The organism is Paraburkholderia sp. HC6.4b (genome assembly GCF_014200875.1).
GTDB lineage: Bacteria > Pseudomonadota > Gammaproteobacteria > Burkholderiales > Burkholderiaceae > Paraburkholderia > Paraburkholderia tuberum.
Window position 1 is genome coordinate 215,148 of record NZ_JACHDC010000013.1, and the last position, 16,707, is coordinate 231,854.

Annotated in this window: 16 protein-coding genes and 1 tRNA gene; 8 read left to right on the forward strand and 9 right to left on the reverse strand. The window is 62.8% G+C overall.

The window, feature by feature from the left end; translation table 11 throughout:
• Window positions 1–42: 42 nt before the first annotated feature.
• Together HDG34_RS20895 and HDG34_RS20900 are read right to left on the reverse strand one after the other, a co-directional pair.
• On the reverse strand, window positions 43–828 hold the full coding sequence (locus HDG34_RS20895; protein ID WP_090808728.1) for an SDR family NAD(P)-dependent oxidoreductase: 786 nt from the start codon (window positions 826–828) through the stop codon (window positions 43–45).
• Between the two features lie 150 nt (window positions 829–978).
• Window positions 979–1,878 (reverse strand): LysR family transcriptional regulator, encoded by a 900-nt coding sequence (locus HDG34_RS20900; protein WP_090808726.1) that lies wholly within the window; start codon window positions 1,876–1,878, stop codon window positions 979–981.
• A gap of 229 nt (window positions 1,879–2,107) precedes the next feature.
• Between HDG34_RS20900 and HDG34_RS20905 the strand changes: the two genes are divergently transcribed.
• From HDG34_RS20905 to HDG34_RS20925, 5 genes are all read left to right on the forward strand, one after another.
• Window positions 2,108–2,536, forward strand: a complete 429-nt coding sequence (locus HDG34_RS20905) for a carboxymuconolactone decarboxylase family protein (protein ID WP_008917662.1) — start codon at window positions 2,108–2,110, stop codon at window positions 2,534–2,536.
• On the forward strand, window positions 2,487–3,560 hold the full coding sequence (locus HDG34_RS20910; protein ID WP_260321269.1) for a phytanoyl-CoA dioxygenase family protein: 1,074 nt from the start codon (window positions 2,487–2,489) through the stop codon (window positions 3,558–3,560). The genes HDG34_RS20905 and HDG34_RS20910 overlap by 50 nt, the downstream gene beginning before the upstream one ends.
• 264 nt (window positions 3,561–3,824) lie before the next feature.
• On the forward strand, window positions 3,825–4,742 hold the full coding sequence (locus HDG34_RS20915) for an NmrA family NAD(P)-binding protein (protein WP_184061982.1): 918 nt from the start codon (window positions 3,825–3,827) through the stop codon (window positions 4,740–4,742).
• Between the two features lie 48 nt (window positions 4,743–4,790).
• Window positions 4,791–5,639, forward strand: coding sequence for an alpha/beta fold hydrolase (locus HDG34_RS20920; protein WP_184061983.1), 849 nt, complete (start codon window positions 4,791–4,793; stop codon window positions 5,637–5,639).
• Window positions 5,636–7,216, forward strand: a complete 1,581-nt coding sequence (locus tag HDG34_RS20925) for an AMP-binding protein (RefSeq protein WP_184061984.1) — start codon at window positions 5,636–5,638, stop codon at window positions 7,214–7,216. The genes HDG34_RS20920 and HDG34_RS20925 overlap by 4 nt, the downstream gene beginning before the upstream one ends.
• Before the next feature lie 18 nt (window positions 7,217–7,234).
• Here the strand turns inward: HDG34_RS20925 and HDG34_RS20930 are convergent, their stop codons facing one another.
• From HDG34_RS20930 to HDG34_RS20940, 3 genes are all read right to left on the reverse strand, one after another.
• Window positions 7,235–8,110 (reverse strand): enoyl-CoA hydratase-related protein, encoded by an 876-nt coding sequence (locus HDG34_RS20930; RefSeq protein ID WP_184061985.1) that lies wholly within the window; start codon window positions 8,108–8,110, stop codon window positions 7,235–7,237.
• Window positions 8,111–8,153: 43 nt separating this feature from the next.
• Complete coding sequence (locus HDG34_RS20935; RefSeq protein ID WP_260321270.1) at window positions 8,154–8,387, reverse strand: hypothetical protein; 234 nt, start codon at window positions 8,385–8,387, stop codon at window positions 8,154–8,156.
• A 229-nt stretch (window positions 8,388–8,616) separates the two neighbouring features.
• On the reverse strand, window positions 8,617–9,759 hold the full coding sequence (locus HDG34_RS20940; RefSeq protein WP_221309206.1) for an aminoglycoside phosphotransferase family protein: 1,143 nt from the start codon (window positions 9,757–9,759) through the stop codon (window positions 8,617–8,619).
• Between the two features lie 341 nt (window positions 9,760–10,100).
• On the opposite strand from HDG34_RS20940, the gene HDG34_RS39340 reads away from it, so the two are divergent.
• The 3 genes from HDG34_RS39340 to HDG34_RS20950 all read left to right on the forward strand — a co-directional run bounded on the left by HDG34_RS39340 (window position 10,101) and on the right by HDG34_RS20950 (window position 11,838).
• Window positions 10,101–10,373 carry an SDR family NAD(P)-dependent oxidoreductase gene (locus HDG34_RS39340; RefSeq protein ID WP_260321271.1) on the forward strand — a complete coding sequence of 91 codons (273 nt, stop codon included), beginning with the start codon at window positions 10,101–10,103 and terminating at the stop codon, window positions 10,371–10,373.
• The gene (locus HDG34_RS20945) at window positions 10,321–10,905 is read left to right on the forward strand and encodes an SDR family oxidoreductase (protein WP_311734817.1); all 585 of its coding nucleotides are present in this window, start codon (window positions 10,321–10,323) and stop codon (window positions 10,903–10,905) included. Before HDG34_RS39340 ends, HDG34_RS20945 begins: the two co-directional genes overlap by 53 nt.
• Before the next feature lie 129 nt (window positions 10,906–11,034).
• Window positions 11,035–11,838, forward strand: coding sequence for an SDR family NAD(P)-dependent oxidoreductase (locus tag HDG34_RS20950; protein ID WP_184061986.1), 804 nt, complete (start codon window positions 11,035–11,037; stop codon window positions 11,836–11,838).
• Window positions 11,839–12,092: 254 nt separating this feature from the next.
• On the opposite strand, the gene HDG34_RS20955 is transcribed toward HDG34_RS20950, so the two are convergent.
• The 4 genes from HDG34_RS20955 to fdhE all read right to left on the reverse strand — a co-directional run bounded on the left by HDG34_RS20955 (window position 12,093) and on the right by fdhE (window position 16,661).
• Window positions 12,093–12,188 (reverse strand) — tRNA-Sec (locus tag HDG34_RS20955).
• Window positions 12,189–12,237: 49 nt separating this feature from the next.
• Complete coding sequence (selB, locus tag HDG34_RS20960) at window positions 12,238–14,151, reverse strand: selenocysteine-specific translation elongation factor (RefSeq protein ID WP_184061987.1); 1,914 nt, start codon at window positions 14,149–14,151, stop codon at window positions 12,238–12,240.
• Window positions 14,152–14,164: 13 nt separating this feature from the next.
• Window positions 14,165–15,613, reverse strand: coding sequence for an L-seryl-tRNA(Sec) selenium transferase (selA, locus tag HDG34_RS20965; protein WP_184061988.1), 1,449 nt, complete (start codon window positions 15,611–15,613; stop codon window positions 14,165–14,167).
• A gap of 46 nt (window positions 15,614–15,659) precedes the next feature.
• Entirely contained in the window at window positions 15,660–16,661 is a 1,002-nt protein-coding gene (gene fdhE / locus HDG34_RS20970; RefSeq protein WP_090808552.1) for a formate dehydrogenase accessory protein FdhE, read from the reverse strand.
• Between the last annotated feature and the right edge of the window lie 46 nt (window positions 16,662–16,707).

Sequence of the window (16,707 nt, forward strand, 5' to 3'; positions counted from 1 at the left end):
CGACGCAGCTTAGCGATTCGAACATGACACGCAGACGAGTGATCAGGAGACCTGGAAGCCGCCGTCGACAGCGAGAAGCTGACCGGTGACGTAGTCCGATGCCGGCGACGCGAAAAACAACACTGCCCTGGCGATATCGGAGGCGACGCCGATGCGGCCCAGCGGCATGCGACCAGGTTGGGTGATCGGCCCGTGAGCCTGATGAACCTTCGTCGATGCGGCCGCGCCCTCGGTTGCCACGCCGCCGGGCAGCACTGCGTTCACGCGAATTCCGTCTGCTGCGAATTCGAGCGCTGCCACCTTGGTGAGGTTGTTCACGCCCGCCTTCGACGCGCCGTAGTCACCGTTGTCGAAAATCACCGGCTGCAGCGAAGCCACCGACGAAATATTGATAATGGAACCGCCGTTTTTGGCACCTTGCATTCGCTTGATCGCTTCTCGCATGCAGAGGAAGGTGCCGCGCAAGTTGATGCCGAGCACCTTGTCCCACTTTTCTACCGACGTCTCGACGAATTTCGTCTTCGGATAGATGCCCGCGTTGTTCACGAGAATGTCGAGGCGCCCAAGTTTGGCCTGCACCGTTTCGTACATCGCAAGAATCGACGATTCATCGCTGATGTCCACTTTGATCGCGATAGCCTTGCCAGACGCACTTTCGATTTGGCTGGCCGTCTGCTGCGCCGCTTCCTCATTCAGGTCCGCCGCGACCACCGCCGCGCCGGCCGACGCCAGCAGCAAAGCCGTCTCGCGGCCGATGCCTGAGCCTGCCCCTGTTACCACCGCCACTTTCTGATCGAGATTGAAAAGACTCGCCACATTCGTGCTCATTGCTCCTCCTTTGGCTCGCCGCGCGAGCGGGTTATTTTCTGAACGTCATTCGCAAAGATAAACACACCACTTTGGCGTGTCAAGATGAACGAGAAGCGGATGACGAAAGGAGCAGCATGGACGAAGCTGTCGAGCAGTGGATTGCGCGTATCACCCCGCCGCCGGCGACGCGATATCGCGCATGATGTCGAGCATCGAACGGTGGTAGGGCTTGTGAGGTCTATCGGCCCACACCAGCGACACCTCAGTTTCGCCTGAAGCCGGAACATCCTCGATGTCGACGAAGGCGACACCCTCCACGGGCAGGTATCGCGCCGAGTCCAGCATCAGACCGATGCCCAGTTCATGAGACACGAGGTTGAGCATCGTGTATGGATGGCGCGCTTGCTGGGTCACCCGCGGCGACAGCCCCGCCTCGCGGCGCGCTGTCTCGAACGCAGCGAACAGCGGCTGCGACATCTGCTGAGGGAACATGATGAGCGGGTATCGCGCGAGATCCGCGATACGAATTGAAGGCTGCGCCGCCACGGGCCACTTCGCCGGAACCGCGGCCACCACACGCAGACGCTCGATGACCACGCTTTCCAAACCGGAGACGTCCGCCGAACTGGTGACTACCACGCCCAGGTCGATGCTGCCGTTTTTCACGCTGGCGACGGTCAAAGCACTGCCGCGCTCGATCAACCGGACGTCAACGCCCGGCCATTGCTTGCGAAGCCCCTGAATGGCTAGCGGCATGATTCGCAGCGCACACATCGGCACGAACGCTACGCTCAGGCTCGCCAGTTCGTCGGCGGCTTGCCGCACGCGCCGCTCGGCCAGCTCCGCTTGCGCGATCAGTGGCTTCGCTTCCGCGAGCAACGCGGCTCCGGCGGCTGTGAGCGAAACGCCTCGCGGTGTACGTTCGAGCAGCTTGATACCGAGCTGCTCCTCCAGCCGCATGATCGACTGGCTGAGCGGCGGCTGCGCCATGCCCAGGCGCGCAGCCGCACGGCCAAAGTGCTGGGTCTCCGCAACCGCAACGAAGTGTCTGAGATGCCGCAATTCCATGACGTGATATGGCTTTGATATCGGGTGTCCTCAGCATATCGCCTTTGTCCCGTTGCGGTGCACTACGGACGAACCCTGGTCATATCGGGTGTGCACTATCTTGACGTCCAGCACCGTTCAACATACATTTTAGAATGTCGTTCTACAATACGAATAACGACCAAGGCGGCTCGGGTGAGTCGCATCCGCTATCAATAGCCGCGCCGCCGCGGTTAAACAGGAGACACAAGTGAAGAGCCTCGAAGAAAAACTTGCCTATGGTTTAAAGGTATTCGGCGAAATCATGGGTGAAGACAAGGCAGCCGGCTTACGGGCCGCAAGCGAGTCCACCGGCTTCGGATCCGACATTTCACGCCTTGCCATCAACTACGCGTTCGCGGATGTCTGGGGCGACGACAAACTCGAGCGCAAGCAGCGCAGCCTCGTCACGCTGGGCATTCTCATCGCCAGCCGGCAGACGCTCGAACTGAAGAACCACGTCCGCATTGCCGTGCGCAACGGTCTGAGCGCACGGGAACTCGAAGGGGTGCTGATTCAGGCGCTTCCGTATGCAGGCTTCCCGGCCGTCGCTTCCGCGACCACGGCCGTTCTGGAGACACTGCGGGAACTTGGCATCGACACCACGACCCGCACTTCGGAAGAACGCGGATTGCTGTGAGCCGACATCAGAGCGCCCCCGCGACCAAAGGAGACAATTTATGAGCACACCAGGCGTGGATATCGTGCCGACGATGCGCGAATTCAACGTTTCCAATGACCTGCTCGGCAATCACGCCGAGTTGCAAGAACGCTGGAACGAAGACGGCTACCTGTTCTTTCGCGACGTTCTCGACCACGAGCCGCTGGAGCGCATGCGCGGTCTGCTTGTCGATCACCTCGACAGCAACGGCTTCGTGGACCGCAACGACCGAGACGTGCGATGGACTGGCAAAGACCGCGAAAATTTCAGCTTTTTTCCCGTGAAGGCGATGAACGAGCAGCGTGCGGCACGCACCGTGATGGAAGACCCCGCGGTTCGTGTATTCTTTCAGCGGCTCTTCGGCGTACCGCTTTATTGGGTACCTTTCACCGAATACCGCACCTCGCCGCCCGCTATCGACAAAAGCCGCACACGGTTCGACTTCATTCATGAAGATGCTATCTACAGTGACCGCCTCGATTTCATCATCTGCTGGATTCCGCTCAGCGATATCGATGCGCAAGTCGGCGGACTGGCCGTCGCGGAAGGATTGCATAAGCTTGCGTGCCTGCACAGGAAGGACGGCGACAAGATCGTTCCTATCGATCTCGCGAGCGTGCCAGAAGACGCATGGCGCCGCACGAACTACCGCTTGGGCGACGTCCTGTTGATGAGCCGACGCACGCCGCACTCTGGTCTCAGCAATCATTCGGACCGTTTTCGTCTGTCACTCGACACGCGCATCCTGCCGCACGGCGGAAGTTTCCCGTTTGAGCCCCGGCTGCCCTATGTGGGCACGCTGACGTCGATCGCATCGGACCAGATCGTCGTGCGCGACGCGCATGGTGAACATGTGTTGCGACTCGACGATACGAGTTATCTGCGCGGCCTCCAGGGCAACCGCCTGCGCGGAGACGAAATTGCCGGCGTTTATCAGCCGGGATCCGAGGTGATCGTTGCACATGAAGGCGACCTCGTTCAAACGCTGCGCCCGCAGCACTGATCGCCGTGTCAGGCGCAAAGACGAAGCTTCGTCTTTGCGCCTCGCGCCATTCGCCTTGCTCTCTGGCGTGGCAATTCTGAAGCATCGATCACTGGCATCCTTTGCTCGCGGATTTATGAATGTCGTGCTAATATCGGAACGGTTGCTTGTGAACAACCAGGCCGCGAGCCTGCAATGGCTGTCACAGGGTTAGCGGCATCGCGCGCAAGCCGCCCAGGCGTGACACGCCTGGCCAACGTCTAACGTTCGACCTCGGGACAAGTCATGATCGATTCATCCGCCGCGGTACTCGTCATCGGCGCCACTGGCGCACAAGGAGGCGCCGCGGCTCGCCATCTTCTTGCGGCTGGACGCAAGGTACGCTTCCTGACACGCAATCCAGACTCGCCGGCTGCGCGGGCACTCGTCGACATGGATGCGCAGGCGCTACGGGGAGATCTGGACGACCGCGACTTGCTCGCAAAAGCGATGGAGGGCGTCGGTTCCGTCTTCTCCGTTCTCCTGACTGATTTTGATCGCAGCGACAGGGAGCGCCGCCAGGGTTTTGCGCTCGTCAACGCAGCGCGCAACGCGGAGGTTCCGCAGTTCGTTCACACCTCCGTGGCGCAGGCCGGCAATCATGAGACGTTTCCTGGCTGGAGCGAGAAACGTTGGAACCGAAAATACTGGACGGACAAATGGGAAGTGGAAGAGGCCGTTCGCGCCGCGGGTTTCGAATCGTGGACGGTCTTGCAGCCTGCATTCATGATGGACAACCTCGCTGAGCCGAAAGCGGGCGCGATGTTTCCGCACCTGCGCGAAGGCTTGTTGCTCAGCGCGTTGCTACCCGACGCACGACTCGACTGGATTGCCGCCGACGACGTGGGCGCGCTCGCGGCCAGCGCGCTAAACGATCCGCAACGCTGGCACGGTGAGACCGTGCCGCTGGCGTCGGAAAGACTCACGATGTCTGAAGTTGCGAATCGCCTCGGCAACGTTCTGGGCGCACAGATCACCGCTTTGCACGTGTCACCGGATGAAGCCCGAGCAAAGGGTCTCGCACCCGGATGGGTGAATGCACAAGAATGGATCAACGCGGTCGGGTACCGCGTCGATATCGATTCGCTTTCCAAACGTGGTGTCCAGCTCACCCCGATGGTGGACTGGATCGATGCGAATCGACAGCACATCGTACTCGCATAGCTGGTCGGTGGACCGCGTGTGCAAGCCTCAGGTAATGGAAAATCCGCAATGAATGACCGTGTCCCTTCATGGTTCGACCACGCCCTGGCCCAGCCGCGTCGATCTCACTTCACCGAAGGCGGCGGGGTGACTGTCCATTATGTCTCGTGGAACGCCGCAGACACCGGTAAGCCGCCACTTGTCTTCGCACACGGTTTTCTCGGGCACACGCACTGGTGGGACTTCATTGCGCCCTTCTTCACCGATCGCTTTCGCGTCTTTGCTCTGGATTTCCGCGGCATGGGCGAGAGCGCCTACAGGCAGGAATACAGCGCCGACGTTTTCGTGCGCGACCTCGTCGCTGTCGTGGATGCAATCGGCTCTGGACCGTGCGTCGCGGTGGGCCACAGTTTCGGCGGATCGCGTCTGCTCCAGGCGTGCGCGACCTTTCCCGATCGTCTCTCGCATGCAGTCGTGCTCGATTCGTATTTCATGCTACGCGGCGAAACCTTGCCTGCAGTGGAACGACGCCCGCCGCCCCGCCCCTATCCGGACTGGCATACTGCACTCAGTCGCTTTCGACTCATCCCGGAACAAGATTGCGAGCCGTGGCTGCTCGAGCATCTCGCGCGGACATCACTTCGTCAAACCGCCGACGGCTGGGTATGGCGCTTCGACCCGAAGTTGCGGAATCTCCAGCCGGTCGAAGGCGAAGAAGACCTGCTGACCCGCATCGCGGTTCCCGTCAGCTACGTGCACGCCGAGTGCAGCAGCGTGGTCAGCGCCGATCGCGCGCGCCGCATCGTAGCTTCGATTCCCGGCGCGAAGGGTCCCATCACGATGCCACGCGCAGGCCATCACATGATGCTTGACCAGCCACTCGCGCTGGTGAGTCTCTTGCGAGCCTTGCTAGCATGAATTCCAATCTGCGCGAATCGAAAACTGCGCCGTGGTCGAGCGGTTTGCCTCTTGCGGCCCTGATTGCGCGCGCCGTCGAAAAGCACGGCGCGACGCCACTCCATTTTCATACCCAGGCCGGTGCCTACACTTGCACCACCGAGTCCCTGCTGCGCGACGCGAAAGAGATTGGCAAGGCACTCACAGCCCTCGGTCTGCGTCGAGGCGATGTGATCGCGATACAGCTTCCCACACAGCGCGAGACTGCGCTTCTGTATCTGGCTGCACTGGAGATCGGTGCGGTACTCGTGCCGATCGTTCACATCTACGGTCCCGCCGAAGTCGGCTTCATCCTTCGACAATCCCGCGCCTGCGTTCTGTGCGTGCCCGATTTCTGGTCCCGAACCGACTACCTGGAGCGTGTCGCCGCGCTCGGCGACACGCCCGACCTCGAGCGCGTGATCGTCGTTGGCGATCGGGCGCCCTCGAACGGCATCACGTTTGGCGCGCTGCAACGACTCGCCGCGACAACGCATGAACAACGCCCTGCCGACCCGCCAACGTCGGAAGACATCTGCCTGCTGCTGTACACGTCAGGAACGACAGCTTCGCCCAAAGGCGTGCAGCACTCTCATCGCACAGTAGGCGCAGAGTGGCAGATTCCGTTCATCGACGGGCCTGGGCCGTATCTCACGCCCTTCCCTGCTGGCCATATTGCAGGCTTCAATTTCCTGTTGCGTCCATTCATTACAGGCACCGAGATGGTGTTCATGGACCGATGGGACGCCTCGCTTGCCGCGCGACTGGTCGATGAGTATCGCGTGCGCCTCTCGGGCGGCACACCGTTTCATCTCCAGGGGCTCCTCGAAGCCGCCCGCCGCGACGGGCGCAGCCTGGTGTCCCTCGCTTCTTACGGTCTGGGCGGCACGGGTGTCACGCCCGAGCACGTCGCCATGGCCGATCGGGCCGGCTTCGCGGGAACCCGCGCGTACGGGCTGACCGAGCATTCGACAGTGAGTGTCGGCTGGGCCGATTCGCCTTTTGATATCCGAGCCTGCACGGACGGTCGCATTCAACCCGGCTCGCAGGTGCGCGTTGTCGACGAGTTGGACAGCGACCTGCCTGCCGGACGCGACGGCGAGATTCTGATCAAAGGACCGGAGCTGTTTGTCGGCTACACCGACCCGGCGCTCAATGCGGCCGCGTTCTCTCACGACGGATGGTTCCGGACCGGCGATATCGGCCGTCTCGACGCAAACGGCTGCCTGACCATCACGGACCGAAAGAAGGACATCGTGATTCGCGGAGGAGAAAATATATCGTCGCTCGAAGTAGAGCGAGTACTTGCCACTCACCCGGCCGTGCGCGATGTCGCCGTCGTGGCACAGCCAGACGCACGATATGGAGAAAGAGTCTGTGCGGTCGTCGTCTTGCACGAACGCAGGTCGCTCGACCTGATCGCAGTCCAGACCCACTTTGCCGGCGCGGGCGTGGCGAAGCAAAAGACGCCCGAGCAACTTTGCATCGTTGCAGAGCTGCCGCGCACGCCTTCGGGAAAGGTGCGAAAAGGCGATCTGCGCAAGCAACTTTCCGCGTAGTAGCAAATCAGCTGGTGCTTATCGAGCGGAGCCGTCCCGGCGCGACTTGAAAAACCGATCTCGTTGCATTGACACCTGATCGGACGAAACGAGCCGATCGTAGATCGCACGCGCTGCGGCCATGCCGGCATCGAAATCGGGCGACTCGGCCGCGGCGGCGATGGCATCCAGACACTGGCTTTCTACTGCATCGCTACAGCTGAGGCGTGAGCGCGCTTTAGCGACAATAGAAACCGGATCGCCATCAGGCAATGGCAACCGGCGAATCAACGGCAACGATGTACCGCCTATCTTCTCACGCGCAAGCTCGATCGCAAGGCGCGACATTTCATGCTCATCGCCATCGACGATCCGGTCAAATAACGCGCTGCCCCGGAAGGTTCCCGCGCGCACGATTTGAGCACCAAGAATGAATTCGATCGACTTCGCGAAGCCCAGCACACGCGGCAAGCGCTGCGTGCCGGACAAAGGGATCACGCCGAGCTTGCACTCGGGCAGACCGATCTGCGCATTGTCCGCGACCACACGGTAGTGGCACACCAACGCGGTTTCCAGACCACCGCCAATGGCAAACCCGTGGATAGCGGCTACAACCGGCTTGTCGCTCGCCTCGATCACCGGATGAACGTGCAGCGACAATGCTGGCCAAGCTGTGGCAGCGGAAGTGCCGAACTCGCGAATATCACCTCCCGCGGAAAAGCCGCGTCCACTGCCATTGAGTACGATCGCGCGAACCCGCGCGTCGCACCGGGCCGCTTCAAACGCGGCAACGAGTCCGCGACGGATTCCCAGACCTAATCCGTTGACTGGCGGATGGCTCATCGTGACGATAGCGATTTCGTCTTCTACACGATACTCGACGTCGGCGAAGCGATGCGGCTTGCAATGCGTCATCGGTTATCCGCTGTGGCGTTTGACGATGGCGGGCACTGTGCGCCTAACGGTTGTTAGCAAGCCAGCTCGGCATATCCGCCGGCCACGGAGCGGCATACAGCGCGTGCACACCCATCGCGCTCGTGTAGGCCAGATTCAGTATGTTGCAAAACGCGATGAAAGCCAGCACCCGAAGCGCCGTGCGCACCGCTGGATGGCAACCGACACGATCGACACCTCGCTCGATGGCCGTATATCCGTCTTCGTCGACGTTCAGCAGAAGGAAGGCCGACGCCACGAAAGCAGATGGAAACAGCGTAGGTGCGGATTTGTGCAAAAGCGAAAAGCGCACCGAGCCCTGCCCACGCATACACGCTGGGCCAGGTTGTGCTGCGTCGAGCGACCATTTCCGACATGCTTTGCCTCCTTTACTATTCCCCGCCATTCACATTTTTGAATATCGATCGTAAAAATGTACTCCCGCGGAAGTGGCGACGTCAAGTGCGTGTCGCTCAACGCCTGGTGGGTTATCGGCCCATGAGGTCATGAATCTCGTGATCGAGTGCCGCCATCGCGAACCGAGGCGCGACTGCACAATTGTTGACTTCGACCTGCCACTCCACCGGATTCACGAGCCAGAAGAACAGCCCATAGACGATGTGGCGCCGGTAGGCATCTAGCGCGCTTTCAAATGACGGCGGGTTGTTGACGCCGTGAAAGGCGAGCCGCTCAAGATAGTATTCGAGCAACGCGCGCTCCCATCTCGGCCGATCCGCGATATCCAGAGCCGATATCAGGAAGTACGTGACGTCATGAGCCCACGGTCCGCGTCGATATGACTGCCAGTCGAGAAAGCCGGGCGTTCCGTCGCGGTCGAAATACAGGTTTCCGAGGTGAACATCGCCATGGAGAAACGTCATCGGCCCGATGCGGTCGAAAGCGCGCAGATCGAGGAGCGCCCGCTCCATCCAGTCACGATCGTGAAACCGCTTTGGCACGGCGGCCCCGCGCGGCAACTGTGTATAGCTGGCGAACACCTCGGGTTTCAACTGGCCCCAGTGATAGGTGCCGGACTCGCCATCGGGCAGCGGGTCTTGCGACGCGAGCCACGCCAGTTCGCCATCGCTTTCGAGCGCAGGCGATTGCCAGAACTGCGCGTGCCACCGCGCTTGCGCGTCCAGGTTTGCCGCCGCCTGCGCAAACGTCAGCGTCCGCTGCACGCGACAGAATTCCACTTCCCGTGAACGTAGATCCTCGAGGATCACGATCGACTGCCCGCTTCGACTGTCGGTCTCTGCATAGAAGCAGGCAGGCACATTTGCACGCAAGCAGGGATGGACTTCCTTGAAGAACTTCGCCTCGTATTCGTATATGTAGGCGTTCAGGTTCCGGTACTCAGGAACGAAACCGCCCTTGACGATCAGAGACTCCGGCAAGCGAAGCTCGCCCCCTGTTGCGTTGTAAGCAAGACGCACCCTGACTTTGGTAGCCGTGCCGTACATCACCTCGTCGATGGCCAGTGATTCGACGGCTACCCCTTCATGGCTGCGCGTGAGCGCCGACGTCAGCCACGAAGAGGTGATGTCCTCAACCTGCAAAGGAAGCGTGCCGGTAACTGGCTGCGGTCGGTGCGATTCCATCTGGGCGGGGCTTCTTTTCGCAACATTCATCTTGGCGCCTCCTGTGAGGTTGTATGTGCGTTCGTGCCGACATCATCATTGCCGGACCGACGTTCTCTACGCGCATGTTGCGCGGCACGTCGGAAGACCCGCAACGAGGGAAATCCCGGCTGGTATTATCGTTGCGTTTTTAGAACGATGTGCGTATTTTCGCTCATCGTTTCGACGAGGCCCGCTAGCACCGCGCTGAGTCGCTTCATTCCTGCCGTTCGTTAGAGCGCGGGATTAGTGAAACCAGCTCACTCTAATTGTTCCCCACGGTAACCATTGCGCGTCGGACGTCGTCGCTAGAATTCGTAAAAAACGACACACAGCCCCCTGGAGATAACTCGATGACCACATCCTTGCTTGAGCGGCTATTCGGCATCAGCGGAAAAATCGCTGTCGTGACTGACAAGGGATGCAATTCCAGCATCGATATCGCCCCTGTACTGGCCGAGGCTGGCGCACGGGTCGTAGTCGCCGATCACAGCGCAGCGCACATGCAATCGGTCGTCGACAAGATCGTTTCGGCGGGCGGCGAAGCAATCGCTATCGAGGCAGACGTGGAACGTGAAGCCCTCCGTGATTGCGTTGTTCAATCAGGTCAGCGCAGCCTGGGGTAGCCCGGACATCGTGGTCAATTGCGCGGCCATGACCAATAACGGGCCGCTTACGGAGTTCTCCGAAGCCGCCTGGGACGAAGTGATGGCGCTCGACCTGAAGTCTGTGTTCTTTTGCATGCGAGAAGCGATCAAGCACATGCTCGCCGCAGACCGGGGTGGACGCATCGTGAACGTGACTACCATGGGAGTCACGCATGCCGTACTGAATGGCAATGGCGCCTACGGTGCCGCGCGAGCGGGCGTAGCGGGTTTAGTGCGCTCCGCAGCGCTGGACTATGCCCGCGACCAGATTCTCGTCAACTGCGTGCTTCCCGGTGCAGTGCCCGGCAAGGTTCAGTTTCATCCGGATATGCAGGCTCGCCTGAAAACAGGAAAGCTCACGGGACCCGGTACGGATGTGGAGCGACGTCTGCCGCTTGGATGGGGCGATCCCGCCGATATTGCCGCCGCGGTGCTGTACCTCGCAGGGCCGTCAGGCCGCTACATGACGGGCCAATCGATTACGCTCGACGGCGGATTTCTGATTAGCTGAAGACGTCCGCACCCAATCATCTTCACTGTCTGGTGAATTCCGATGAACTACAAACGATTGGGCCAGAGCGGCAAGACTGAAGCGAACCGAACAGCGCGACCATCATCGACACTCAAAACGGAGCATTCCATGTTTAGTGAAACACAGATCGGCGCGCACCTCGCGCAGAGGTTCAATCTCACGGGCAAGACCGCCGTTGTTACCGGCTCTGCGCAAGGTCTCGGTCGCGAGACTGCGCGACTGCTCGCCGAGGCCGGCGCCAAGGTCGTGATTGCCGACTTGAACCCCGATGCGGCGTCTGCAACAGCGTCGGATATCAATGCGGACGGCGGCATTGCGATGCCATGCCAAGTCGACGTGGCCGACGAAGCATCCGTCAAGGCACTATTCGCAGCCGTCGATACGAAGTTTGGCGGTGTCGACATTCTGATCAACAACGCGGCGCACCGTTCGAAGGCCGAATTCTTTGAAATGTCCGTCGAACAATGGGACCAGATGCAAGACGTCACGCTGCGGGGCACGTTCCTGTGTTGCCGCGAGGCTATCACGCGCATGAAGGCGAACGGCGGCGGCTCGATCGTCAACATCTCCTCCGTTGGCGCGCTTCGACCCACGCTGTGGGGCGTCAATGCCCATTACGACGCCGCGAAGGCCGGCGTGGACAGCATCACGCGATCACTGGCCAGCGAGTTCGCGGCCGACGGAATCCGCGTCAATTCAATCCTTCCAGGCGGCATGGCCAGCGAGGGCGGCAAGAACATCAGCGCGACGTTCAAGATTCGAGGGCCGATCGTAGGCACAGGACGGATTCCGATGGGACGAATGGCCGCCCCGATCGAGGTTGCACAGAGCGTATTCTTTCTCGCAAGCCCTGCCGCAAGCTATGTCACCGGGCAGATCATCGCAGCGGACGGCGGCTTCACGGTCAGCTAGGCGGACTCCACGACCATGTTCGCTCGCGATGATCATCACCGATATCCTTGCGCGGACCGCGCCGATTCGCGCGCCACCCACGCCCCGGGGCGTGACATGAAGACAACTGTTCCTGAACGTGCGACCCGATGGCAACGCGGCCCACGAGCGCACGTTTGCGCCTGTCACCTTGCGCAGACTCACACACATCTGCTTCGTCTGCCCGATTGCGCGACTGCACCTAAAAGGTACCGGAACACCCGGGAAGCCATGACTGGCGGAAGGCAGCCGGAGTCGAACCGACCCGAGAGCGTCTGACGCCCTCAACTGGGTTTGAAGCCCAGCCGCACCACCGGATACGAATGCCTTCCTACGGTGATTGAATGACGCGAGCCCGATAGAAACAGACCGCCAGCCAGATCAAGGCAGATCGAGCCAGCGGCTATCCGTGCGCACGAGGTGCAGGCCACGGTGGAAGCGAGTATACCCAACCCGGTCGAAGAACTCCAAAAGCTGGATCGCGCGTTTTCGGCCGAGCCCGGTCGCGTCGCGAAACGGCGCGGCCGCCACGGTGCCGCCGTTCTTGTGCGCCTCCGCCGCCGCGATCGACGCAAGTTCGCGAATCACCTGCTGGTGGTAGAACAGGTCATGCACGACCTGGAACAGCTCGCCCTGACGCGCGAGCTTGCGCAGCAACTGACGCACGCGCTCCTCCGGCACACCGTGCGCGTTCGCGAGCTCGCGCACCCACGGCGGATCGAAACGCCCCGCCTCGATCTCGGGCAGCAGCGTCGCGGCAAGCGCCTGATCGGCGGCGTCGAGCGCCACGGCGTGGCCGGGCAAATGCAGCCACGGTCCGCGTCTGACGAGCTGGCCACGCGCCGCCGCATCGTCGACCAGCGCGCGCCACAGGGCGTCGTCGACCAGTGGCGCCGCGATGCGCCGCAAGCGCGACACGTCCGGGCCGAGTTCGTCGGGCGAGCGCTCGTGATATTGCGCGAGCGCACTCGTCAGGCGCCCCTCGAGCGTGTGCCATGTCGCGTCCGCGACCAGCAGCGCGTCATGGCCCGGCAGTTCGATCGTGCGTGTCGCGGCGGGCAACGCGAGCGCCGCCGCCTGCATCCCCGTGAGGCGCTCCAGCAACGCCCGCGACAAACCGTGCGGCGCGCGAGCGAACAGCGCGTCGAGTGAGCCGGTGTCGAGCAGCGTCTGCATCGCGTCGAGCCAGCCGAAGCGCTCCGGCGAGCGCCGCTTGCGCGCCGGAGCAAACGCATCGAGCACGTGCCCGCCGCCCACCGTGCGATTGGCCTGAGCGTTACGCACGACGAAGCGATCGCCCGGCACCGTGCACAGCGGCAGCTCGAACACGAGTTGCACGCGCGCGCGCTGACCGGGCGCGAGCGTGTCGCCTTCGAGCAGCGCGACATGCGCAACCTGATGCTGCGTGCCGAGATGCACGTGCAGCGGCTCCCAATGTTCGAGCGCGTGCGGCGCGTCGGCGAGCAGCGTCAATGCGACGTCGATGCGCTCGCTCGCTTGCGACAGTCGCGGATCGACGATCCAGTCGCCGCGCTCGATCGCACTCTTCTCGATGCCCGCCAGATTCAGCGCGCAACGCTGGCCGGCGCGACCGGTTTCGGCGGGGCGATTCTGCGCGTGGATGCTGCGCACGCGCACCGATTCGTTTTTCGGCGCGAGCAGCATCGTGTCGCCGACGCTCACGCTGCCCGCCACCACGGTCCCGGTGACGATCGTGCCCTGCCCCGCGAGCGTAAACACGCGATCGACGGCGAGGCGGAACAGGCCGTCGTCGCGCTTCATGCGCCATGCGGCGGCCTGCTCGTGCAGATGCGCGTTCAGCGCGGCGACGCCCGCATCGCTCGCGCGCGTCGCGCAGGTATCGAATATCGGTGCGTCGCGCAGCACGCTGCCAGCGACGAACACACTCACTTCATCGCGCACTTCGCGCAGGCGCTCGTCGTCGACGCGATCCACTTTCGTCAACGCGATTGCGCCGCGCCGGATGCCGAGCAGTTCGACGATCGCCAGATGTTCGCGCGTTTGCGGCATCACGCCGTCATCGGCGGCGATTACGAGCAGCGCGAAGTCGATGCCGCTCGCGCCCGCGGTCATCGTATGCACGAGCTTTTCGTGGCCCGGCACGTCGATCAGACCGAGCACGTCGCCATTGTCGAGCGGCACGTACGCGTAGCCGAGCTCGATCGAAATGCCGCGCGCTTTTTCTTCCTTGAGCCGGTCCGTGTCGACGCCGGTGAGTGCCTTCACGAGGCTCGTTTTACCGTGGTCGATATGCCCAGCAGTACCGACGATCATGCGTGCCCGTCCTTCAGTTGCTTTTCGATTGCGCGATCAGCTGTGCGATCAATTGCGCTTCGTCGGCGGCTTCGAGGCAGCGCAGATCGAGCCGCAACGCGTCGTCCGCGATCCGGCCGAGCACCGGCCGCGCCATCTCGCGCAACTGCTTTTCGAGCGCGAGCAGATGACGGCCGCCGCGCTTGCCGTCGCTCATCCTGATGACGAGGCCATAGCTCGGCAGCACGTCGACGGGCAATGCGCCGCTGCCGATCTGGCTGAACATCGGCTCCGCGGCCACGCTGTAGCGCGCGTCGATCGCCTGCTGTAGCGCCGGTAACACGCGCTGCGCGGCGCCGTGAATATCTTCGGCGGGCCGCGTGAGGAGCCGTAGCGTGGTCAGCCGCTCCGTCAACTTCTCCGGCGCGCGATACAGCTGGAGCACAGGCTCCAACGCCGCGAGTGTCAGCTTGCCGACCCGCAGTGCGCGCTTCAGCGGATGCTTCTTGATCTTCGCGATCAGATCGCGCCGCCCGACGATCAACCCGGCCTGTGGGCCGCCGAGCAGCTTGTCGCCGCTGAACGTGACCAGATCGGCGCCGGCCGCGACGGTCTCGCGCACCGTCGGCTCGCGCGGCAAGCCCCATTCGGCGAGATCGACGAGCGTGCCGCTGCCGAGATCGACGGCGACCGCAAGCCCGCGCGCGTGCGCGAGCGGCGCGATCTCTTCGATGCCGACTTCCTTCGTGAAGCCACTGATCGCATAGTTGCTCGCGTGGACTTTCATCAGCAGCGCGGTACGCGCGTTGATCGCCTGTTCATAGTCCTTCAGATGGGTGCGGTTCGTCGTGCCGACTTCGCGCAGCTTCGCGCCCGCGCGGCTCATGATGTCGGGAATGCGAAACGCGCCGCCGATTTCGACGAGTTCGCCGCGCGACACCACCACTTCCTTCTTCGCCGCGAGCGCGGACAGCGTGAGCAGCACCGCGGCGGCGTTGTTATTGACGATGGTCGCCGCTTCGGCGCCGGTCAGCTCGCAGATCAGATCGTCGATCAGATCGTCGCGGTCGCCGCGCGTGCCGGTGGCAAGATCGAACTCGAGGTTGGCCGGTTGCGTGAGCGCGCTCATCACCGCGCGTACCGACTCATCGGGCAGCAGCGCGCGGCCGAGGTTCGTGTGCAACACGGTGCCGGTCAGATTGAACACGCTGCGCAGCCGCGACGCGTTACGCGCGAGCAGCGCCGCGGCGACCGTCGCATGCAGCTGCGCGGTATCGAGCGCGCTCACCGCCGGGTTGGCCGCCGCATCGCCCGATTGCGCGCTGATGCGCCACGCATCGAGCGCGTCGCGCAGCGCGTTGAGTACCTGGGTGCGGCCGTATGCGCCGATGAGCGGCACGAACTCTTCCGACGCCAACACCTTGTCCACCGACGGCACGCGCGCCATCAGCGCGCGCAATGCCGAGCTGCTCACATCGCTCACGAGCAATCCTTATGTCGTTTTGAACTTGGCTCCGGTCAGGTCGCCGTCAGGCCGACTCGTCGCCCTCCGTTTCGGCCGCGCCGGCCGTCTGCTCCGGCCACAGCCATGGATGCGGCGACGCGCGCCGGTAACCTTCCGCGCCCATCAGCAGATCGAGCGTGAGGCTCGCGAGGTCGTCCGCGAATGGATCGAACTCGTAGTCCTTCGCCTGAATGCCGATCTTGCGGTAAGTATGGCATTCGTCGCACGACTCCGCCTTCAGCGCGGCGTTTTTCGATTCGGCCTCGCGCGCGGCTGCGTCGGCGTCGGGCGAGCCGGCTACCTGGTACGCGATGCCCTTCGTCGAATCGCAGTTCGAGCATTTGCTACGGACCATATGCCATTCGGTCGCGCACAATCCGCATTGCAGATAGCGATAGTTGTCGTACGCGCCGCCGATGCGCAGCGTGCTCGCCACCGGATGCGAGCCGCACACCGGGCACAGGCCCGGTGTGTCGAGGTACGGTACGGCGCGCTTGTCGATGTCGGCGGCGAGGTCGGTCCATACGACCTGCAGCGCGGCCATGATGAACGGCGCGCTCGCCGGATCGACGTCGGCGAAGCGCTGCGCGAAGATCGCGTCGGCCTGCGCTTCGAGCGCGGCGACGTCGAGCGAGCGCAGGCGCGCGAACAACGCCACGAGCGGCGGCGTCAACGGGGGACCCGCCGCTTCGATCCTGTCGAGCAGTTGTAGCAGCACGTCGCGCCACGCCGGATCGCGCGCGCCGGACAGCGCCGGAATCAGCGGCATCGAATACTGCTGCGCGCTCGCGATCAGCTCGGGGCTCGGTGGCTGGGCCTTGAAGTGCGCGAGCACCGCCTGCTGCGCATCGGCGAGCGCCGCCATCAGCCGCAGGTAGCCGGCGATCGGATTGCCGCGCGAGGCGAGCTGACGCAGGCGCGCGGCGCGCGGCGCGAACACCGCGAGCCGCTCGGGCATGCGGATGCGGGGTATTGCCGAGGGATCGAGCGACTCGATGTCGGCGGCTTCGAGAATGCGTTGAGTCAAGATATCGACCTCTGAAAACTGAAGGGCCGCCGCCCGTCATCGACGA